13 protein-coding genes are annotated in these 21,120 nt (G+C 70.0%); 4 read left to right on the forward strand and 9 right to left on the reverse strand.

Annotated elements, in window-relative coordinates:
• Both ACFQV6_RS02050 and ACFQV6_RS02055 read left to right on the forward strand, forming a co-directional pair.
• The gene (locus ACFQV6_RS02050) at nt 1-1,659 is read left to right on the forward strand and encodes an FAD-dependent oxidoreductase (protein WP_378025537.1); all 1,659 of its coding nucleotides are present in this window, start codon (nt 1-3) and stop codon (nt 1,657-1,659) included.
• Between the two features lie 3 nt (nt 1,660-1,662).
• Entirely contained in the window at nt 1,663-3,129 is a 1,467-nt protein-coding gene (locus ACFQV6_RS02055; RefSeq protein ID WP_378025538.1) for an ATP-binding protein, read from the forward strand.
• A 66-nt stretch (nt 3,130-3,195) separates the two neighbouring features.
• Here ACFQV6_RS02055 and ACFQV6_RS02060 read toward each other — a convergent pair whose 3' ends face one another.
• From ACFQV6_RS02060 to ACFQV6_RS02090, 7 genes are all read right to left on the reverse strand, one after another.
• On the reverse strand, nt 3,196-3,696 hold the full coding sequence (locus ACFQV6_RS02060; RefSeq protein ID WP_378025539.1) for a DinB family protein: 501 nt from the start codon (nt 3,694-3,696) through the stop codon (nt 3,196-3,198).
• A complete protein-coding gene (locus tag ACFQV6_RS02065) occupies nt 3,686-4,450 on the reverse strand; it encodes a hypothetical protein (RefSeq protein WP_378025540.1) in 765 nt (254 codons plus the stop codon). The genes ACFQV6_RS02060 and ACFQV6_RS02065 overlap by 11 nt, the downstream gene beginning before the upstream one ends.
• Nucleotides 4,451-4,463: 13 nt before the next feature.
• Nucleotides 4,464-5,804 carry a nitrate/nitrite transporter gene (locus ACFQV6_RS02070; RefSeq protein ID WP_378025541.1) on the reverse strand — a complete coding sequence of 447 codons (1,341 nt, stop codon included), beginning with the start codon at nt 5,802-5,804 and terminating at the stop codon, nt 4,464-4,466.
• Between the two features lie 351 nt (nt 5,805-6,155).
• Entirely contained in the window at nt 6,156-6,602 is a 447-nt protein-coding gene (locus ACFQV6_RS02075) for a TIGR00725 family protein (RefSeq protein ID WP_378025542.1), read from the reverse strand.
• The gene (locus ACFQV6_RS02080; protein WP_378025543.1) at nt 6,599-8,536 is read right to left on the reverse strand and encodes a S9 family peptidase; all 1,938 of its coding nucleotides are present in this window, start codon (nt 8,534-8,536) and stop codon (nt 6,599-6,601) included. Before ACFQV6_RS02080 ends, ACFQV6_RS02075 begins: the two co-directional genes overlap by 4 nt.
• A gap of 4 nt (nt 8,537-8,540) precedes the next feature.
• Nucleotides 8,541-10,313 carry an N-acetylglutaminylglutamine amidotransferase gene (locus tag ACFQV6_RS02085; RefSeq protein WP_378025544.1) on the reverse strand — a complete coding sequence of 591 codons (1,773 nt, stop codon included), beginning with the start codon at nt 10,311-10,313 and terminating at the stop codon, nt 8,541-8,543.
• A 10-nt stretch (nt 10,314-10,323) separates the two neighbouring features.
• Complete coding sequence (locus ACFQV6_RS02090) at nt 10,324-12,900, reverse strand: glutamate--cysteine ligase (protein WP_378025545.1); 2,577 nt, start codon at nt 12,898-12,900, stop codon at nt 10,324-10,326.
• A gap of 198 nt (nt 12,901-13,098) precedes the next feature.
• Here ACFQV6_RS02090 and ACFQV6_RS02095 point away from each other — a divergent pair, with 198 nt between their 5' ends.
• Together ACFQV6_RS02095 and ACFQV6_RS02100 are read left to right on the forward strand one after the other, a co-directional pair.
• Nucleotides 13,099-14,169 carry an NAD-dependent epimerase/dehydratase family protein gene (locus ACFQV6_RS02095; RefSeq protein ID WP_378025546.1) on the forward strand — a complete coding sequence of 357 codons (1,071 nt, stop codon included), beginning with the start codon at nt 13,099-13,101 and terminating at the stop codon, nt 14,167-14,169.
• 143 nt (nt 14,170-14,312) lie between these two features.
• Nucleotides 14,313-16,439, forward strand: a complete 2,127-nt coding sequence (locus tag ACFQV6_RS02100; protein WP_378025547.1) for a bifunctional SulP family inorganic anion transporter/carbonic anhydrase — start codon at nt 14,313-14,315, stop codon at nt 16,437-16,439.
• A gap of 227 nt (nt 16,440-16,666) precedes the next feature.
• Here the strand turns inward: ACFQV6_RS02100 and ACFQV6_RS02105 are convergent, their stop codons facing one another.
• The gene (locus ACFQV6_RS02105) at nt 16,667-17,155 is read right to left on the reverse strand and encodes a hypothetical protein (protein ID WP_378025548.1); all 489 of its coding nucleotides are present in this window, start codon (nt 17,153-17,155) and stop codon (nt 16,667-16,669) included.
• 76 nt (nt 17,156-17,231) lie between these two features.
• Nucleotides 17,232-21,056, reverse strand: coding sequence for a discoidin domain-containing protein (locus ACFQV6_RS02110; protein ID WP_378025549.1), 3,825 nt, complete (start codon nt 21,054-21,056; stop codon nt 17,232-17,234).
• Nucleotides 21,057-21,120 lie beyond the last annotated feature (64 nt).

The raw sequence follows: 21,120 nt of genomic DNA on the forward strand, positions 1-21,120 counted from the left end.
ATGGGCCAAGCCGCCATCCTCACGGTCGACGACGACCCCTCGGTCTCCCGCGCCATCGCGCGCGACCTGCGACGCCACTACGGCGACAAGTACCGGATCGTTCGCGCCTCGTCGGCCGCCGAGGCCCTCGAAGCGCTGCGCGAGCTGAAGCTGCGCGGCGGCCGGGTCGCCGTGATCCTCGCCGACTACCGGATGCCGCAGATGAACGGCATCGAGTTCCTGGAGCAGGCGATGGACCTGTTCCCGCACGCACGGCGGGCGCTGCTCACCGCGTACGCGGACACCGACGCCGCCATCCAGGCGATCAACGTGGTCGACGTCGACCACTACCTGCTCAAGCCCTGGGACCCGCCGGAGGAGAAGCTCTATCCGGTACTGGACGCGCTGCTCGACGCGTGGCAGGCGACCGGTGACACGGAGCTGCCCGACCTCCGGGTGGTCGGTCACCGGTGGAGCGAGCCGTCCTTCCAGATCCGCGACTTCCTGGCCCGCAACCTCGTGCCGTACAAATACTTCGGCGCCGACGAGCCGGAGGGCCGCCGCCTGCTGGAGGCGGCCGACGCCGGGCCGGAGGCGGTCCCGCTGGTGGTGACCGCCGACGGGCGGGCGCTGCCGCGGCCGAGCGTGCAGGACGTCGCCGAGGCGGCGGGCCTCTCCACCGCACCCGACCGCGACTTCTACGACCTGATCATCGTGGGCGGCGGCCCGGCCGGTCTCGGAGCCGCTGTCTACGGCGCCTCCGAGGGCCTCAAGACGTTGCTCGTCGAGCGGCAGGCGGTCGGCGGGCAGGCCGGGCAGAGCTCGCGCATCGAGAACTACCTCGGCTTTCCGGACGGCATCTCCGGTGCGCAGCTGACCGACCGGGCCCGGCGCCAGGCCGGCAAGTTCTCCGCCGAGACCCTGAACACCCGTGAGGTGGTCGGGCTCAGGGCGGACGGCTCCGCCCGTACCCTCGCCTTCGCCGACGGCGGAGAGGTCTCCGCCCACTCGATCGTGCTCGCCACCGGCGTCTCCTACCGGCCGCTCACCGCCGACGGCGTCGACAGCCTGACCGGCTCGGGCGTCTACTACGGCTCGGCCTCCACCGAGGGGCCGGCCTGCGCCGGCACCGACGTCTACATCGTCGGCGGTGCGAACTCCGCGGGGCAGGCAGCGCTCTTCTTCTCGGCGTACGCCCGAAGCGTCACCCTGCTGGTCCGAGGCGCCTCGCTCGAGGCGTCGATGTCGTACTACCTGATCCAGCAGCTCGCCCAGGTCCCGAACATCACCGTGCGGACGCGGTGCGAGGTGATCGGCGCGCACGGCGAGGGCCACCTCCAGGCGATCACGATCTGTGACAGCAAGGACGGCACGAAGATGACCGTGGAGTGCGGTTACCTGTTCGTCTTCATCGGCGCGGAACCGCGGACCGACTGGCTGGGTGACGCGGTGACCCGGGACGGGCGGGGGTTCATCAGGACCGGCCCGGATCTGCTCGCGAACGGGGAGCGCCCGCGGGGATGGGATCGGGAGCGCGATCCGTTCTACTTGGAGTGCAGTGTTCCCGGCATCTTCGCCGCCGGCGACGTCCGGGCCAACTCGGTGAAACGGGTGGCCTCGGCGGTCGGCGAGGGCGCGATGGCCGTCACGCTGGTGCATCGCTACCTGGAGGCGCAGTAAGCCATGACCGACACCGAAGAGATCCGGCTGGAACCGTGCGAGCCCGGCGCGCTGACGGCAGCCGAGCTGAAGAGCCTGTTCCTGTTCGAGAAGCTGACCGACGAGCAGCTCGCCTGGATCGCCGAACACGGCTGCACCATGCGGGTGCCGGCCGGCGGCCTGGTCCTGCGCGAGGGTGACCCGGCGGAGTCGTTCTTCGTGCTGCTCAGCGGCACGATCTCGCTGACCCGCCGGGTCGGCCAGGACGAGGTCACCACCACCCGGACCGAGCAGCGCGGCGTCTACATGGGCGCCACGAACGCCTACCTGCGCGACGACGGCGTCCCCCGCAAGTACATGGCGTCGATGCGGGCCCTCTCCGACAGCGAGTTCTTCATGCTGTCGGCCACCGACTTCGGCCGGCTGATGCGCGAGTGGTTCCCGATGGCCATCCACCTGCTGGAGGGGCTGACCCTGGGGCAGCGCAGCATGCAGGCGGCGATCGGCGAGCGGCAGCGGCTCGCCGCCCTCGGCGCGCTGTCGGCCGGCCTGATGCACGAGCTGAACAACCCGGCCGCCGCCGCCTCCCGGGCCACCGGCGCGCTGCGTGAGCGGGTCGCCGCGATGCGGATGAAACTCGGCAAGCTCGCCGCCGGCAAGGTCGCCCCGGACCGGCTCGTCGCCCTCCTCGAACTCCAGGAGGAGGTGATCGAGCGGGCCGCGAAGGCACCGGTGCTGACCGCGATGCAGACCGCCGACCTGGAGGACGAACTCGGCGACTGGATGGACGAGCACGACATCACCAACGGCTGGGACGTCGCACCGGTCTTCGCGCAGGGCGGCATCGACACCAGCTGCCTCGCCGACCTCCAGTCCCGGCTCGACTCACCCGAGCTGCTCGACCAGGCGCTCCACTGGATCGGGTACGCGCTGGAGACCGAGCAGCTGATGAGCGACATCGAGGACGCCACCGGCCGGGTGTCGAACCTGGTGAACGCCGCCAAGCAGTACTCGCACCTGGACCGGGCCGCACACCAGTGGATCGACATCCACAGCGGCCTGGACAGCACCCTGGTGATGCTCACCCACAAGATCGGCGACAACGTCCGGGTGGTCAAGCAGTACGACCGTTCGCTCCCGCAGGTACCGGCGCACCCGGCCGAGCTCAACCAGGTCTGGACCAACCTGATCGACAACGCGGTCCAGGCGATGGGCGGGCGGGGGACGCTGACGATCCACACCTACGCCGAGGACGACCGGCTGGTGGTGTCGATCGCGGACGACGGCCCCGGGATGCCGCCCGAGGTGCGCAAACGGGTCTTCGAGCCGTTCTTCACCACCAAGGCGGTCGGTGAGGGCACCGGGCTGGGGCTGGACATCTCGTACCGGATCGTGGTCAACGGTCACGGTGGTGACATCAGCGTGGAGTCGCAACCGGGGGACACCAGGTTCCTGGTACGCCTACCCCTCAGCGAGCCACCCTCGTCCTGAGTACGACGCGGCCCGGCCCTCGGCGGTGGAGGACCGGGCTTCGTGCGTACCCAAGGAAAAACGCGCTCAGAGCAGGCCGCGGACGTAGGCTGCCTGACCAGCGTGCTGGGCGTCGTCGTCGTAGACGCTGACCAGGCGGACGCCGAGCGTGACCGGTGGGTCCCAGGCGTCGTCGACCACCCGGTCGAGGTCTGCGGCGGAGAGGCCGCGGAGATAGCCCAGGCTGCGGTCGTGCACGGCGCGGTAGTAGTCGAGCAGGGCCTGTGCGCTCTCCGGAGCGACCGACGCGACCTGCTCGGCGGTGTGGCCGTAACCGGTGTCCGACGGGTCGGGCTTCAGGCCGAAGCGCGGTGCCCAGTCGCCGGTGACGTAGATCTGGTCCTCGCCCGTCAGGTCGGCGATGTGGCTGTCCTGGACCCGGGTGAGGTGCCAGACCAGCCAGCCGATCGAGTTCGTGCCGGCCTTGGGTGCGCGGCGGAGCTGTTCCGGGGTCAGGCCGTCGACGGCGGACTCGATGAGCTCGGGAAGCCGGCCGTACGCGTCTTCGAGGATGCCCTTAGCGTCCACTGTCGGTGCCCTCCTGTTGCAGCTCCTGCGTGCCGCCCTCATCCTGCCCGGACTTGTCGCCGGCCGGAGGCTCCTCGCCCGTGTCGCCGCCGGTGTCGCCGCCCGTTGCCGGCGTCGGGGCCGGCTCGCCGGTGGGCTCGCCCGCCGGTGCCGTTGCGGTCGGCTCGGCCGTCTCCGGTGCGGTGCTCGGCCCGGTCGTCGCGTCGGTATCGCCGTCCTGGGGTGCCTCGGTTGCGGGAGCGCTCTGCTCCGTCGCCGGGGTCTCCTCCTCGTTGTCCGACTTGTCGGAGAAGTTGAGGAGAGTCGGGCTGCCGCCGTCGCGGCCGCTCACCGCGTCGGCCGCGGTCTTGCCCGCCATCAGCTCGACGGCGGTCAGGCTGCCCAGGGCGATGACGAACAGTGCCGCCGCCACCAGGCTGATGCGCTTCCAGTGGAGCCGCTTCTTCTCGGTGTCCTCCGGAACCTCCGGCACTTCGGACGGCGGCTCGTGCGTGGCTGCCACGTCCGGCGTACCGACAGCGGCCGGTGCCGTCACGAACGCGGACTGCAAAGTCTTCGCGCCCCGGTTGATGGACCGGTGGTAGACCTCGGTGCCGATCGAACTGATCACACTCGCCACGGCCGCACCGATCAGCGTGCCGGCGACCCCCAGAAACGAGCCGACCACCGCGGCCGAGACCGCGGCGAGCGTGCCGGCGAGCATCTTCGGGACGTCGATGCCGGACCAGAACCGGGTTTGCGCGTGGTCACTCATGTGCCCCCTCTCATTAGCGCCAGCTTTTGGCTTTTACCGTTCGGCCGTTTGCTAAACCGGCCACCACGTCGCGAAGGGGACGGAACACGATCCCCTCCTCCTCGGTGATCCGGCGCCGGGTGAGCCGCCGGGTCCGCAGAATGCCAGCCAGGCCGACCGCGGCCACCAGGAACTGCACCGACATCGCCAGCCGGAAATCGGAGATGTGATAGTCGGCACTGCCGCCGGTCCGGGCGTCCAGGATCAACCCGATCAGCTCGATGGTCAGCAGCGACGCCACGAAGCCGCCCACGTTCACCACACCGGTCGCGGTGCCCAGGCGGCTGGGCGGGTTGAAGGTACGGGCGTAGTCGAACCCGATCATCGAACCCGGCCCGCCGAGTCCGAGAGCGATCACCAGGACGGTCAGCAGTGCCATCGGCGCCCGGCCCGGCCAGGCGATGACGACCGCCCAGGCGAGCATGTTCGCGCTCACGATGCCCAGCACCAGCCAGGAGCGGCGCAACGGGTGCCGCTGGGTGAGCATCCCCAGCACCGGCCCGGACGCCATGCCGGTCACCACGAACAGCAGCAGCAGCGAGCTCGCGGCACCCCGGCTCAGGCCCTCACCGGCGATCAGGAAAGGGATGCCCCACATGAGCGCGAAGACCGTACCGGTGAACTGGGTCGTGAAATGCGTCCACAGCCCCAGCCGCGTGCCCGGATGCCGCCACGCGCCACCCAGATCGGTGCCGAGCTGCTGCCAGGAGAGCGTCCGGCCGCTGCTGACCTTCGCCTCCGGCGTGTCACGCAGCGCGGCCACCGCCACGAGCGACACGAACACACCGGCACCGGCGGCGCCGAGAAAAGCGGTGGTCCATCCAGGACCGGCCAGCAGTGCAGCCAGGGGTACGGCCGACAGCACCTGCCCCAACTGGCCCGCGATGCCGGTCAACTGGCTCAGCACCGGCACCCGCTTCGCCGGGAACCATTGTGGCACCAGGCGCAACACGCTGATGAACGTCATCGCGTCACCGGCGCCCACCAGGATCCGGGCGGTGATCGCCCCGCTCATGTCGTCGGCGACCGCCATCAGCGTCTGGCCGGCCACCATCAGCAGCGCGCCGGTCAGCACCAGCCGCAGTGATCCGAAACGGTCGAGCAGCAGGCCGACCGGGATCTGGAGGCCGGCGTAGACGAGGAGCTGCAACACGGCGAAGGTGGCCAGGGCGCTGGCACCGATACCGAACCGCTCCTGGGCGTCCAGACCGGCTACACCCAGGGAGGTGCGGTGGAGGACGGCTATGACGTACGCGGCGAGACCGGCGGACCAGACCGCCCACGCCCGGGCTCGGGCAGGTAAGGGCATGGGCATGCTTCAACCCTTTCTCGCAGGCCTCCTACCTGCAACGTGCGTCTCCTCACCCTCCTCGTGCGGGTGACCCGGTCCCTGTTCCCGCCCCTTGCTGTTCCGGCTGGCGCTCAGCGGTGGTTTTCGGGCTCGGAGGGCCCGCTGACGGCCAGCTGGGTGGGTCGGCTGGCGCTCAGTGGGGGTTTTCGGGCTCGGAGGGCCCGCTGGCGGCCAGCTGGGTGGGTCGGCTGGCGCTCAGCGGGGGTTTTCGGGCTTGGAGGCCCCGCTGACGGCCAGCTGGGTGGGTCGGCTGGGCGTGAGTGGGGGTTTTTGGGCTTGGAGGGGCCGCTGGGAGCCAGCTGGTGTGGGGGCTGGTTAGGGGAGGGCCAGGGAGACGGCTTGGGCGGGGGAGGTGGCGGGGAACAGGTGAGGGGAGGAGGCGGGCAGTTGCCATCCGCCGAGGACGATCACCGGGATGGTGGCTCGGCGGAGAGCCAGCGCGATCTCGCTGAGCGTTCCCCAGGAGCCGCCGATCGCGATCACCGCGTCGGCGCTGCGCACCAGGACGGCGTTGCGCCCCTCACCCATTCCGGTGGCGAGGTAGGCCGTCACGTCGGCGAGGGGAGGGCCGTCGTCCGGCAGGACACCGATCACCACGCCGCCGGCGGAGCGGGCTCCGGACGCGGCGGCGGCCATCACCCCGGTGCCACCGCCGCAGAGCACGACGACACCCCGCTCGGCGAGCAGCGCACCGACCTGATGCGCCCACGTCGCCTCTTCCGGTGAGCAGGTAGCCGGCCCGCAGACCGCCACCTGGGTCACGCGGGCGAACTCATACGTGCCGGTGAGTTGAGGAGGTGCTGCTCCAGCCACTCGATTGTCGCCTTCAGGTATTCGGCGCGGGAGGAGCGGTGCAGCAGCTCGTGGCCCTCGCCGGGGAACAGCAGGTAGCGGTGTGGCGCGCCGCGCGCGGCGAGGGCCGCTACCACCTGCTCCGCCTCGATGACCGGTACGTTGCTGTCGTTCTCGCCGTGCACCACCATCAGAGGGGCGCGCAGCCGGTCGATCCGGGTGATCGGTGACAGGTCCCGGAGCAGGTCGGCGTCGCGTACCGGATGTCCGTATTTGCTCACCGCGGCAGCGGCGATCCACGGCTCGGTGTGCTGATAGAACGTGGCGAAGTTGGACATGCCGCACACGTCGATGCCGACGTCGAACAGGTCGGGGAACGTGGTCAGGGCCGCCAGCGTGAGATATCCGCCGTAGGACCGCCCCATCACGCCGACGCGCCCGGTGATCCCGCGCTCCCGCAGATGCGTGACGCAGGACCTGACGTCTTCAATCGCCGCGTACCGCAGGCCGACGTTGTCCGCGTCCACAAATGATCGGCCGAATCCCGACGATCCGCGCACGTTCGCCGCGAACACCGCGATGCCCCGCTGCACCAGCGCCTGGAACAGCGGTCCGTGCCCGGGTCGTTCCTGAGCTTCCGGTCCGCCGTGCAGCCACAATACTGTCGGGTGCGGCCCCGGCGCCGAGGGTGCGAAGAGCCACCCGGTCAGGGCCAGGCCGTCGTGGGCGGGGAAGCTCTCCAGCGTCGGCCGGACCGCGTCCGGTGCCGCGGGATGGGCGGAAACGGCCTGCACATCACCCTGCGACCACACCCAGACTCCGTGCGGCTGTCCCGGTCCCTCGGCCGTGAAACCCAGTGTCGATCCGTCGAAGCTCCACGTCAGTCCGCCGACCACCGGGCCGGGCAATGGCGAGATGGCCGCCGGGACGCGGTCTCCGTCGTGGTCGAGGTCGAGCAGCGCGACCTCCGACTCTCCGCCGCGCACATTCCACAGAACTGCAGCGGTACGGCCGTCGGCCGTCACTGCGAAGTCCTCCACCTCTCCACCCGTCGCTGCTACGGCCTGCGCGGTGGCCGAGGCCGACAGGGCGCCGCCGCCCGGGTCGGTGGTCGCGCCCGCAGTCCCGAACACGGCCGCGGGCGAAGCGGGAGCAACGGCGGTGGGGGAGGCGGTCGTGAGGGCGACGGTCGTGGGGGAGGCGGCCAGGATTTCGGTGGCGTCGCCGGCGATTCGGACCAGGGACGGGAACTCGCCGTCCTGGCTGAGCGCGTAGACACACCCGCCACCCGGGCTGAAGATCGCCTGTTCGCCGCTGGTGATCGGCTTCTCGGTGCCGGTGGAGAGATCACGAAGCATGATGTAGCGGGCGCCGCGTGGCCCGTACCGAAGAAGCGCGAAGCGCCCACCCGGATCCACGTCGAGGAGCGAGAGAAGGTCGCCCTGCGCGACCACCCGCCGTTCGCCCGCCACGACGTCGACGATGACGGCGGTGGTCAGGTTCTCGGTGAGCGCGAGCAGCGGGCGGCCGGGCAGCCAGCGCATGTTGTCCGCGGTGTCGGTGCCGTAGCCGGCGACCTGGTGCAGGTCGGACCCGTCCGGGCGGATCAGCCAGATCTCCTGCCGGGGCGCACCGCCGGGGGCGGTCTGGCAGGCGAGCCAGCCTCCGCCGGACGACCACCGCACGGCGGAGACCGGCTCGGGGCCGGTGTCGACGCGGAAGGCCAGCTCGCTGCCGACCGGCTGCACCCAGACCCCGGGTACGCCGCCGCGGTCGGAGACGTAGGCCATGTGCCGTCCGTCCGGCGAGAGGGTGGGCGACCACGTGCCCGCCACCTCCGACGGGACGGACCGCCAGCCGGCCGGCAGCACGGTCACGTCGATGCGATGGAGCTGACCTTCCATCTATCTAGACCCCCTTGTCCTGCAACCACATCTCCAGCAGCGCGAGCTGCCACAACTGATTCGCCCCGAGCGTGGTGCGCGGGGTGTTCGGGTCGGCGAGGAGCGCCTCGACATACTCCGGCCGGAACAGCGCCCGGTCCCTGGCTGCCGATGCGTGCAGCGCGTCGCGCACCTTCTCCAGCATCGGGCCTTCCAGGTGCCGGATGCCGGGCACCGGGAAGTAGCCTTTCGGCCGGTCGATGACCGCGTCGGGAACGAGGCCGCGGGCCGCGTCCTTGAGAACTCCCTTACCGTCCTGAGCCAGTTTGTACTCGGGCGGGCAGGCCGCCGCGAGCTCCACAAGCTCGTGATCCAGGAACGGTACGCGGGCTTCCAGCCCCCACGCCATAGTCATGTTGTCGACCCGTTTGACCGGGTCGTCGACGAGCATCACCTGAGAGTCCAGGCGCAGGGCCGCGTCGACGGCTTCGGTGGCTCCGGGACGCCCGAAGCTCGCGGCGACGAAATCACGGCTGACGTCGGCCTCGAGCAGCCATTGCGGGTTCAGCTGCCGGGCCAGTTCGGCGTGCGGCCGGTCGAAGAACTCCTTCGCGTACGCGTCGACGGCGTGCTCCCGGGGCACTCCGGCGAGGGGTGGGTACCAGCTGTAACCGGCGAGGATCTCGTCCGCTCCCTGCCCAGATTGCACGACCTTGACCTGCTTCGCAACATCTTCGCTGAGGAGGTTGAACGCGATGCAGTCGTGGCTCACCATCGGCTCGCTCATCGCCGCCACCGTCCGCTCCACCGCCGGCAGGAACCGGTCGTGTCCGATCCGGATCTGGTGGTGCTCGGTGTCGAACTGCTTGGCGATCAGGTCCGAGTACTCGAACTCGTCGCCGCTCTCCCCGCCGCCCGACTCGAACCCGATGCTGAACGTGGTGAGACCGTGCTGCCCCTGCTCGGCGAGCAGCGCCACGATGAAGCTGGAGTCCAGCCCGCCGGAGAGCAGCACACCCACCGGCACGTCCGCGACCATCCGCCGTTCCACAGCGATCCGCAGCGTGTCCCTGACCGCCTCGGCCCACTCGCCCCGGCTCAGGTCCCGGGTCCGGGTGAACGACGCCTCCCAGTAGACCCGCTCGGTCGACGTCCCGTCCGCCTGGACGATCCGCACGGTGGCCGGCGGGAGCTTGCGGACACCGGAGAGGATGGTGCGCGGTGCCGGCACCACCGAGTGGAACGTCATGTAGTGCTGGAGCGCCACCGCGTCGATGGTGGTGTCCACGCCGCCCGCCGCCAGCAGGGCCGGCAGGGTCGACGCGAAGCGCAGCCGGCCCGGCGACTCGGCCAGGTAGAGCGGCTTGATCCCGAGCCGGTCCCGGGCCAGCGTGACGGTGCCGGTCGCGTGCTCCGCGATCGCGAAGGCGAACATGCCGAGGAAGTGCGTGACACAGTCGGCACCCCACCGGTGGTACGCCTTCAGGATCACCTCGGTGTCCGACGTGGAGAAGAAGGTGTACCCGTACCCGCGAAGCTCGTCCCGCAGCTGCTGGTAGTTGTAGATACACCCGTTGAACACCACTGTCAGCCCGAGCTGCTCGTCGGTCATCGGCTGCCGGCCGTTCTCCGACAGGTCGATGATCTTCAGCCGCCGGTGCCCGAAGGCGATCCGGCCGTGATCCCACAGCCCGTCGCCGTCCGGCCCCCGTGACTCCATGCAGGGCAGCATCCGCCGGACCGCCTCGGTGTCCGCGGGCCGATCGCCGTACCGCAGTTCACCGGCGATTCCACACATTGCAACCTCCTCAGCCGAGCAACCAGGTGTCCTTCGATCCGCCGCCCCGCGAAGAGTTGACGATCATGCTCCCGGCGGGTGCGACCCGGGTCAGCGCCGCCGGCGCGACAACCGAGTTGCTTCCGGTGAACACGAACGCCCGCAGGTCCACGTGCCGCGGCGCGAGCCGGTGGCCGTCGAAGACCGGGTGGGTGGAGAGGTTGACCAGCTCCTGGGCCACCCAGCGATGCGGTGCGGTCTGGATCTGCCGCCGGAGCGCGTCGAGCTCGTCGGCGGTGGCGTGGGGGCCGATCACGATCCGGTCGCCGCCGTAACCGTCCACCGGCTTGCAGACCAGTTCGTCGAGGCGGGAGAGCACCTCGACCCGCTGGTCCGGGATGCCGCACAGGTAGGTGGGCACGTCGGCGAGCAGCGGTTTCTCGCCGAGGTAGTACTCGATCATGCGGGGCACGTAGGCGTACACCGCCTTGTCGTCACCGATACCGTTGCCCAGAGCGTTCGCCAGCACGACGCTGTCCGCGTGCAACGCGGAGACCAGGCTCGGTCCCAGCGGCATGCCGTCCGCGCCCGGCGAGTGCACCAGGCTGTCCTCGCCCATCCGCAGGTAGATCACGTCGACCGGGCTCCGGTGCCCGCCGCTGAGCCGCCACACCCGGCCCTCGTCGACGAACAGCTCCGTGCTGCGCACCACCGGTACGCCCATCGCCTCCGCCAGCATCCTGTGCTCGAACCACGCCGAGTCGTCCGGCCCCTGGCTGAGCACGACGATCGCCGGTTCGTCGCCGGCCGCCGGTCCGGCCGCCTCCAGCAGTGCCTGCTTGAGCAGCTTCGGGGTGTCCTCCACCGACAGCAGGGCGCCAGGCCGGGGCAGCTCGGGCAGCACGCTCCAGGTCAGGCGGCGGTTCTGAATGGCGTACGCGATACCGGAGGGCACCCGCAGGTTGTCCTCGAGCACGCACCAGTGGCCCTCGCCGTCACGGACCAGGTCCACGCCCGCGACCTGGGCCCGTACGGCGCGGCGGCGGATCAGCGCACCGCTGGCCCGCAACTCCGGCGACCCGTTGATCACCCATTCCGGGATCTTCCCGTCGGCCACGATCTGCCGCTCGGTGTAGACGTCGTTGAGGAACGCGTCGAGGGCCTTGACCCGCTGGGTGAGTCCCTCGCGCAGGTGGGTCCAGTCCGTGGTCGGCACGATCCGGGGCACCAGGTCGAACGGGAACAGCCGGGTGGCCGCCTCGCCGGCGACGCTGAACGTGATGCCCCGGGCCCGCTGCTCGTCGTCCCGCGCGTCCTCGCGGTGGCGGAGCCCGGTGGCACCGAGCGAGGTCAGCACCGGCAGGATCCCGGCGTAGGCGGGCGACACCCGGCCGCCGGGGAAGGCCTCGTCGCCCTCGGTGACGTAGGCCTCGATCAGGGCCGGCGCCGGCGTACCGGCCGGTCCGGCCGCGGTGACCCCGCCCCGGGTGTCCGTGACCAGCATGTCGACCACGTCGGAGAGCCGGCCGCGGCGGGCGAGCACCCGGCGCTGGCGTGCCGACGAACTGCCCTGGCTCAGCGCCCGCAGCGAGAGGTCGTAGACCTGGTCCCAGTCGCCCAGCTGTTCGAGCTGTGGGCGCAGCTCGCCGATCAGCCGCTCGACGGCGAGCGGCGCCGGAATCGGGACGGGGGAGCGCGGCAGGTCGAGCAGGTCGCCCTCCAGGCCGGACCGGGCCGCCCGCCACATCGCGGCCCGGTGCAGCGGCGGCCGGGCGAGGGGCATCGGCAGGCCGGCCCGGTGCTCCTCGCGGGCCCGCAGCACCAGAGCGCGGAAGACCCCGGCCAGCAGGATGACCGTCTCGACGTCCGGGCTGGAGTCGGTGACCCGCAGCTCCACGGTCGGCACGTGGGCGGAGGGCCGCACGTCGAAATAGACCATCTTCGGGTCGCTGATGGTGCCGGAGGCGATCAGGTCGTTCACCAGCGCCTCGTGCTCGGCGGCGGAGCCGAGCGGGCCGCTGTCGCCGGCTGTCGGCCAGCGCATCCAGACCAGGGAGCGGGCGCTGGCGTACCCGGAGTCCTCACCCAGCCAGTAGGGCGAACTGGTGGAGAGGGCGAGCAGCGCCGGCAGGACCGGCGCGACGCGCTGGGCGATCGCCACCGCCTCGTCGCGGTCCGGCACGCCGACGTGCACCTGGGCGCCGCAGATCAGCTGCTCGCGAACCAGCATCTGGTACTCGTGCAGCATCCGCTGGTAGCGCGAGGTGGGCGTGACCGGCAGCGAGTCCAGGTCGACGAGGGGCACGGTCCCGGCGGCGACCAGGCCGAGACCCAGGGACTCGGCGACACCGATCGCTGTCCGGCGCCGCTCCGCGACACCTTCGCGCAGGTCGTCGAGGGTCGCGCTCACCGGTGTGTTGGTCTCGACCACCGATCGGTGCAGCTCGGCGGAGAAGTGCGCGCTGTCGAGGCGATCCAAGATCTCTGGAGCACGGGGTACGAGTTCGCGCGTCGCCAGATCGACGACATGCAACTCCTCCTCGACGCCGAGGGTGAGTGCGGCCTGATCGGGGACATGGGGATTGGGGGCTTGCAGTGACTCCGTCATCGCGACCGCCTTCGCAAATCCGTTCGGCAAAGGTCCGTACCCGGCGGAGCCTTCCCATCTGATGTAGCGAACCTGTGTCGTGCCCGTTTCAGACGCTCGTCAAGCATGACGATCGCGACACCCCGGCCCGGGACACGGACGAGGTGCGGCCCACCGGTAGTCTCGCCCCGTGGTGACCGACACCCCGCGGAGGTCGTGATGAGCAGCGTCGTCGTAATCACCGGCTCGGCCGGCCTGATCGGCTCCGAGGCGGTGCGGCACTTCGCCGCGCTCGGCATGGACGTGGTCGGGGTCGACAACGACATGCGCGGCTACTTCTTCGGTGCCGACGGCTCCACCCAGTGGAACCTGCAGCGGCTGACCAAGGAGGTCGGCGAGCGCTACACCCACCACAGCATCGACATCCGCGACCGGGACGGTCTGGACCGGCTCTTCGCCGGCCTGGGCGGCAACGTCGGGCTGGTGATTCACTGTGCGGCGCAGCCGAGCCATGACTGGGCCGCCCGTGAGCCGTTCACCGACTTCGACGTCAACGCGGTCGGCACGATCAACATGCTCGAGGCGACCCGCCGGCATGCTGTCGAGGCGCCGTTCATCTTCACGTCGACCAACAAGGTCTACGGCGACACGCCCAACTCGCTGCCGCTCGTCGAGCAGGAGACCCGCTGGGAGCTGCCCGAGGACCACCAGTGGTACGGCGGCATCGACGAGACCATGACGATCGACAGCAGCATGCACTCGATCTTCGGGGCCAGCAAGGTCGCCGCCGACGTGATGGTGCAGGAGTACGGGCGCTACTTCGGTATGCCTACGGCGGTGTTCCGGGGTGGGACTCTGACCGGGCCCGGGCACTCTGCCGCTGAGTTGCACGGCTTTTTGGCGTACGTCATGCGGTGTGTCATGGAACAGCGCCTTTACCGGATCTTCGGCTACAAGGGGAAGATGGTCCGCGACGCCATCCACTCGCACGACCTGGTCTCGGCGTTCGAGGCGTTCCACCGCGCGCCGCGCGTCGCTGAGATCTACAACATCGGTGGTGGCCGGTTCTCCAACTGCAGCCACATCGAGGCCTTCAGCATCGCGTCGGAGATCACCGGGCTGGAGGCGCGCACCGAGTATGTCGAGGAGAACCGGGCCGGTGACCACCAGTGGTGGATCAGCAGCACCGCGCGGTTCGAGGAGCACTACCCGGACTGGAAGCTGACGTACGACGTGCCGGCGATCCTGCGGGAGATCTACGAGTCGAACAAGGACATCTGGAAGGCCTGACCTTTCCGGTCGGTGAGGCCGCGTGACCCTCCGGTCGCACGGCCTTCCTGCTGTCCGGGGTCTCACTGGCAAGTTGCTGTGTCTTGCCGCTCAGTGCCACGTCGCGTAATGCTTCGGTAACCGAAGTCCCGTATTTTTATGAAATGTCCGACTTGACGCAGCTTTTGCGCCGGGACTTGCCGGCGTCCATCGTCGTGTTCCTGATCGCCATCCCCTTGTCCCTCGGCATCGCCGCAGCCTCCGGTGCCCCACTGCTCGCCGGGCTGGTCGCCGCGGTCGTCGGCGGCATCGTCGCCGGTGCCCTCGGCGGCGCCCCGCTCCAGGTCAGCGGCCCCGCCGCCGGCCTGACCGTGATCGTGGCCGGAGCGGTCGCCGACTTCGGCTTCGCCGGAACCGCAGCCGTCGTCGCCGTCGCCGGCCTGATCCAGATCGTCCTCGGCGCCTCCCGTCTCGGCCGCGCCGCCCTGGCCCTCTCACCCGCCGTCGTGCACGGCATGCTCGCCGGCATCGGCCTGGTCATCGCGCTCAGCCAGGTGCACGTGATGCTCGGCGGCACAGCCCGGAGCTCCGCCTGGCACAACCTGCGCGACCTGCCCGCACAGATCGCCACCCACCACGGCGTGGCCGCCCTGCTCGGCGCGCTCACCGTCGCCATCCTGCTGATCTGGCCACGCCTCGTCCGCATCTCCCTGCTCCCCGCCGCCCTGGTCGCCGTCGTCGCGGTGACGGCGCTCGCCTCGTTCCTCGGCGCCGACGTGACACGCGTCCAACTGCCCGACGAGCCGCTCGCCGGGCTGATCCGTCCCGCCTGGCCGGACGCCCCGCTGCGCGAGATCGCCGTGGCCGCCCTGACGATCGCGCTGGTGGCGAGCGTGGAGTCGCTGCTGTCGGCGGTGGCCGTGGACCGGCTCCACGAAGGTCCCCGGGCCAACCTGAACCGGGAACTCGTCGCACAGGGCGCGGCGAACACCGCCTCCGGCCTGCTCGGTGGCCTGCCAGTGACCGGGGTGATCGTGCGCAGCTCCACGAACGTGGCGGCCGGTGCGCGTACCCGTGCCTCAGCCATCCTGCACGGCCTCTGGATCGCGGTGTTCGTCCTGCTCTGGGCCGGCCTGCTGGAGACCATCCCGATGGCGGTCCTGGCCGGCGTGCTCATCGTGGTCGGGTTGCGCCTGGTCAGCCTGGCCCAGATGCGCACGTACGCCCGGCACCGGGAACTGCCCACCTACCTGATCACCGCGCTCGGCGTCGTCTTCACCGACCTGCTCACCGGCGTGGCGCTCGGCATGGTCAGCGCCGCCCTGCTGATCCTGTGGCGCCTCACCCGCTGCGAGATCCGCCGGGTGGAACGGGCACCCGGCCAGTGGCAGGTCACCATCAACGGCACCCTCGCGTTCGTCGAATCCGCCCGGCTGACACGGGAGCTCGGAGCCCTGCCGGCGGGCGCCGACGTCGACGTCGAACTGCACCTGGACTACCTGGACCACGGCGCCTTCGAGACGATCCGGGACTGGCGGGAAGGCTACGAGCGGTCCGGTGGCAGCGTCCGGATCCGGGAGGTGCACGACTCCTGGTTCCACCAGGCCACGTCCGGGCGGCTGGGCGGCGGCAAACGTACGCCCCGGGTGGTCGGGTCCTGGTCACGCTGGCAGAACATGGACCAGCAGCGGCGTGACGCGATGGCGGCCGGGATCGCCGAGTTCGAGCGTACGGTCGCGCCCCTGGTCCGCCCCCACCTCGCCGACCTGGCCCGCGACGGCCAGAATCCGCAGCAGCTCTTCATCACCTGCGCGGACTCCCGCCTGGTCCCGAACCTGATCACCGCGAGCGGCCCCGGCGACCTCTTCTGCGTCCGCAACGTCGGCAACATCGTCCCGCCGCACTCCGCGGGCGACTCCTCAGTCGGCGCCGCCGTCGAATACGCCGTCGACGTCCTCGGCGTCACCACGATCACCGTGTGCGGCCACTCCGGCTGCGGCGCGGTCCGCGCCCTGATGACCGGCGCCGCGCGTCCCGGCTCGGCGCTGGGGGATTGGCTGGCCTTCTCCGGCGTACGGTTCACCGACACCTCCGACGAGGAACGCTGCTGCACCGACAACGTCCTCAGCCAGCTGACCAACCTGCGCACCTATCCCGCGGTGCGCGCGGCCGAGTCCGCCGGCCGCCTCCACCTCACCGGCATGTACTTCGACCTGGCCCAGGCCCGCATGTACAGCGTCGACCCCGTCCACGGCGCCTCCCACCCCATATCCACCCAACCCGCCGCCTGACCCCCGCCCGTCCCCACCTTCGGCCCGCCCCGCCCCGACCGCGACGGCCCGTCCAGCCTGCCCGGCGGCCCGCTCAGTGCCAGCTGGGTTTGTCGGCTGGTCGTCAGGGGTGTCTTGGTGGCGGTTTGGCCCCGCTCGGTGCCAGCTGGGTTTGTCGGCTGGTCGTCAGGGGTGTCTTGGTGGCGGTTTGGCCCCGCTCAGTGCCAGCTGGGTTTGTCGGCTGGTCGTCAGGGGTGACTTGGTGGCTGTTTGGCCCCGCTCAGTGCCAGCTGGGGGTTGGGTTGGGAGCTGCTTGACGGGGAGGCGGGGGTGCGGCGGTTGCGGGCTGCGGTGATGGCGCCCGGCTGGTCGCGGTAGGGCGGAGGGACCAGGAAGCTGGGGCGGTTCGTGGCGCTGACCAGAACGTGGAGCAGGGTCAGCGGCAGGGAGACGAGGAACAGGACGAAGCCGGTTCGGGGGATCACGGCGAGGCCCGTCCACGAGCCGGTGATCAGGTTGAGGAGGAGGCCGAGGCTGACCAGCGTTCCGGCGAGAGCGGCGGGTGTCACCCAGAGCAGATAGGCGAGGTAGTTGCGAGCCGGGACGGGGCCGAACTGGCTGGGCAGTTCGGCGGCAGCCGCGGCCTCACCGCTCCAGATGCGGCGGAACGGGGCGAGAGCCTTGTAGAGGATGAAGCCTGAACCGAGCAGAAGAGCTACGCACAGCACCCACAACATGGCGTCAGAGTAATCGGCGCACGCCAATGGGTGAGGGCCCGCGCAGCGAGCGCGGGCCCTCAGGTGACCAGAACGGTCAGTTGCGGACGATGGTGAAGGTGGTTGTCGGGTTCTCGATGTCGCGGAAGTTGTTGCTGAACTGGAGGTTGTTGAAGGTCGCCGTACCGACGGCGGGGCCCTGGCCGGTCTCCGGCATCGGGTTGGCCCAGATGCCGTAGCCGGACTTGGCGTCGTACGCGTCCCCGCTCTTGCGGGCACCGCTGATCGTCACGTTGGTGAAGACGGTGTCCTTGATCGGGTTCTGCGGCTGGTTGCCCACGTAGTTGGTCTGGAACATGATGCCCGAGTAGGTCGGGTCGACGATGTCGACGTTCGACACCCGGATGCCCTGGAAGACCTTCGACGCGCTGAACACCCAGATCGCCGGGAAGACCTGGCTGCCCCAGAAGTGGCCGCCGGCCCGGACGATCGAGATGTTGTCGAACACGGTGGGCGGGTTGGCGCCGAAACCGTTCATCGGGTAGCCGAAGTCGAGCGAGCTGATCGTGATGCCCGAGTAGACCAGGGTGTCCGCGATGTAGATGTTCTTGAAGGTGTTGGCGTACCCGCCGTAGACCGCGAGGCCCGCGGCGCGCCAGGTCAGCGTCGACGTCAGGTTGGAGTAGACGTTGTTGATCTCGTCGGAGCCGCCGGCGTCGATGGCGGAGAACAGCGCGAAGCTGTCGTCACCGGTGGCCCGGGCGTCGTTGTTGTCGACCAGGTTGTCGGTGCTGCCGTTGGTCATGTTGACGCCGTCGGCGAACGTGTTCCGGATCCGGTTGTTGGTGATCTTCATCCGGTCGGTGTTGGCGCCCCAGAAGAGGCACACCGTGTGCTCGGCCCAGATGTTGTCGATCGTGACGTCGGCGACGTTGGCGAAGTCGAAGACCTTGCCGGGGCCGTCGATGCGGATCGTGTAGTTGCCGAAGAACGCGAAGTTCGCGAACGTCGACCCGTTGGCGGTGGCGTCGGCCCGGAAGCCGGCGTCCGTCTCGGTCTGTGTGGACGGGGTGTGGAACCGGGTGTACCAGGGGCCGGCGCCGACGACCCGGAGGGCCTTGCCGTACACCTGGAACTTGTTGGACGTCTGGTAGTCACCGGCCGGCAGGTAGACACCGATCTTGGTGGTGTCCTGGCGAGCGGTGTCCAGCGCGTTCTGCACCGACTGCTGGTCGAATCCGGTCGGAACGACATAACGGGCGGGATCCGGATTACTCAAAATAGACACTTGCTCGGTGTTGATGAAGTCGATCGCGATGTTGCCCGAGTTACCGGAGTCCTTCTGGAGCTTGATCGTGCTGCCCGCCGGGAACGACCCGGTCAGCATGATGTTCGCCTCGTCGTAGATGTGGCGCGGACCGGTACCCGAGTTCTGCGGTGCGGTCTCGTTGCCGTACAGCCACGCGAACCGAGACGTCAGCGGCAGGGTCTTGTTGAGCGACCCGTTGACGTAGACGTTGATCGAGCTGGTGGTGCCGTCCGGGATGGAGAAGCGGGCCACCACGGTGTTCGTCGCCGCCCGGGTCGTCCACTGCACGTACGACCCGGTCTGGTTCAGCGTGACCGCCCGGCGTCCGGACGCCTCGCCGGCCAGATCGCCGACCGTCCGGTTCGGGCCGACCGTCGCCGCACCGCCGCCGGTCTGACCGTCCTCGGCCTCGTACATGTCGTACGGCATGTTCGCGCCGCGACCCACGTAGAACGGCTTCTCGCTGGTGTTGTTGGCCTGCTTGACCGCCAGCTCGTTGCCGTCGACCGCGACCACGGTCCGGACCGTGTACCGGCCGTTCGCCGCGGTCCAGGTGCCCAGGTTGATCGCCGGCGAGGACGCGCCGGCGGCGAGCGTTCCGGTCCACGAGCCGGTGAGGGTCCGCACCACCGTGGTGCCGGACAACAGGGTGAGAGTCACACCGTGTGCGCCCCCGGTCGTGGCGGCCGAGCCCTGGTTGCGCAGCACGACCGAGAAGGTGACCGTGTTGCCGGCCGCCGGATTGCCCGGTGACCAGCTGACCGCCGAGGCGACCAGGTCCGAGCTGCTAACCGGTGCCACGACGAGGTTCGACGGGTTGGCGTAGGAGTTGTTGGCGTCGTTGGTCTCGGTGACCGTGTTCGCCTCGTCCACCTTCGCCGACAGCGGGTAGCTGCCCGCATCCCGCGCGCCGATCGAAGCGGAGACCGTCGTCGATGCGCCGGCGGCCAGGGCGGAGACCGTGGCGGTGCCGGCTTTGACCGTACCCAAGTAGATGTTGACGTTGGAGGCCGGTGATGCGGCTGTGCCCGCGTTGCGCACCGTGGCCGACACCGTGATCGCGTCGGTCTCGACCGGCGAAGCCGGAGCGAAGGACATGGCGGTGACCGTGAGGTCCGGGTTCGGCGCCGGAGTGCCGATGATCTGGAACTCGGCGACCTGACCGCTCGGCGCGCCGCTGTTGGCGGTGAAGGACAGGCGCAGGTCCGCGGCGGTCGCGCTCACCGGGACGGTCACCGTGTTGCCCGAGGCCGGGTTGAAGGTGTACGACGTGGAGCCCACGATCGTGGAGAAGCCGGAGGCCGACTGCTCACGTCCGAGGATCGCGAAGGTCTGCTGGCGGGTGCCCCAGTCGGAGGCCGGGTTGAGCTTGACCACCACGGACGACACGCTGGCGTTGGCGCCCAGCTTGACGGTCAGGTTCGCCGGATATGCGCTCCCCTCCCAGTAGGTGGCGGTGTCGTTGTCGTTCGCGTTGGTGGCTACGAACGTGTGAATGGTCGACGACGCCTCGATCGGCTTGCCGACCGCGATGTTCGTCCCGGTGCCGGGGTTGCCGGTCCGGGTGACCGTGTTGGTGGCCGCCGACTCGTTGCCGGCCGCGTCGCGCGCCTTGACGTAGTAGGCAACGGTGGCGCTGTCCGGCTGGCTGTCGGTGTAGGTCAGCCCGGTGACAGTGGTCTTCAGGGACCCGTTGGCGTAGACGTTGTAGCCGGTCACCCCCACGTTGTCGGTGGACGCTCCCCAGGCGAGGCGGATCTGCCCGGATGCCGGCTGAGTGTAGGACAGCGTCCCCGGCGTGCTCGGAGCCTGAGTGTCGCCAGAGGCGCCGTTTCTGGTCACCGTGTTGCTGTTCGCCGACACGTTCCCGGCCGCGTCCTTGGCGCGGACGTAGTAGGCAACAGTCGCGCTGTCAGGCTGGTTGTCGGTGTACGTCAGGACGTTCCCGGCGACCGAGGTGCGGAGCTGGCCGTTGGCAAAGATGTCATAACCGGTCACACCGACGTTGTCGGTCGACGCGTTCCAGGTGAGGCGGACCTGCCCGCTCGCCGGCTGGGTGTAGGCGAGGCTGCCGGGCGCGCTCGGCGCCTGGCTGTCACCGGACACCGGACCGTAGATCTCCAGTTCGGAGAGCTGGCCCGCTCCCCAGCCGGTGTTGCCGGTGAAGTTGAGCCGGACGAAACGCGCGCTCGCCGCGGTGAAGTCGACCGTCACCGTGTTGCCCGAGGCGGGGTTGAAGGTGTAGCCGGCGCTCGCCTTGAGGGTGCTGAACGACGTGCCGTTCGTGCTGCCCTGGACGGTCAGCGTCTCGGTGCGGGTGGCCCAGGCGGCGGCCGGCGGCAGCTTGAGGACGGCCTGGTTGACCTGGGTGGCGGTGCCGAGGTCGACCTGGAGCCACTGCGGGAAGGCGTTGTTGTTGCTCTCCCAGTAGGTGTTCGCGTTGCCGTCACCGGCGTTGCCGGCCGAGTAGACGTCGGTGAAGCTGCTGGCGCTGAAGGTCTTGCCGACGGCGAGGTTGGGACCGGCGGCCTGGGCGGCGGGGGCGTGGACGAGGGCGGCGATGACGCCCGCAGCGGCGGTCACCGCTAGGACTTTTCGCCTCAATTTGGACATGGTGGGAGCGCACCTTTCGTCGAACTCTTCAGAACCACGCGGGCCGCGATCGGTGGGACGCGGC

This window comes from Actinoplanes sp. GCM10030250 (assembly GCF_042666575.1).
Classification (GTDB): Bacteria; Actinomycetota; Actinomycetes; order Mycobacteriales; family Micromonosporaceae; genus Actinoplanes.

Excerpts from the sequence above, each read along its gene's own strand:
- ACFQV6_RS02050 (WP_378025537.1), top strand. The coding sequence starts at position 1 with ATGGGCCAAGCCGCCATCCTCACGGTCGACGACGACCCCTCGGTCTCC.
- ACFQV6_RS02055 (WP_378025538.1), top strand. The coding sequence starts at position 1,663 with ATGACCGACACCGAAGAGATCCGGCTGGAACCGTGCGAGCCCGGCGCG.
- ACFQV6_RS02065 (WP_378025540.1), bottom strand. The coding sequence starts at position 4,450 with ATGAGTGACCACGCGCAAACCCGGTTCTGGTCCGGCATCGACGTCCCG.
- ACFQV6_RS02070 (WP_378025541.1), bottom strand. The coding sequence starts at position 5,804 with ATGCCCATGCCCTTACCTGCCCGAGCCCGGGCGTGGGCGGTCTGGTCC.
- ACFQV6_RS02080 (WP_378025543.1), bottom strand. The coding sequence starts at position 8,536 with ATGGAAGGTCAGCTCCATCGCATCGACGTGACCGTGCTGCCGGCCGGC.
- ACFQV6_RS02085 (WP_378025544.1), bottom strand. The coding sequence starts at position 10,313 with ATGTGTGGAATCGCCGGTGAACTGCGGTACGGCGATCGGCCCGCGGAC.
- ACFQV6_RS02090 (WP_378025545.1), bottom strand. The coding sequence starts at position 12,900 with ATGACGGAGTCACTGCAAGCCCCCAATCCCCATGTCCCCGATCAGGCC.
- ACFQV6_RS02095 (WP_378025546.1), top strand. The coding sequence starts at position 13,099 with ATGAGCAGCGTCGTCGTAATCACCGGCTCGGCCGGCCTGATCGGCTCC.
- ACFQV6_RS02100 (WP_378025547.1), top strand. The coding sequence starts at position 14,313 with ATGTCCGACTTGACGCAGCTTTTGCGCCGGGACTTGCCGGCGTCCATC.
- ACFQV6_RS02105 (WP_378025548.1), bottom strand. The coding sequence starts at position 17,155 with ATGTTGTGGGTGCTGTGCGTAGCTCTTCTGCTCGGTTCAGGCTTCATC.
- ACFQV6_RS02110 (WP_378025549.1), bottom strand. The coding sequence starts at position 21,056 with ATGTCCAAATTGAGGCGAAAAGTCCTAGCGGTGACCGCCGCTGCGGGC.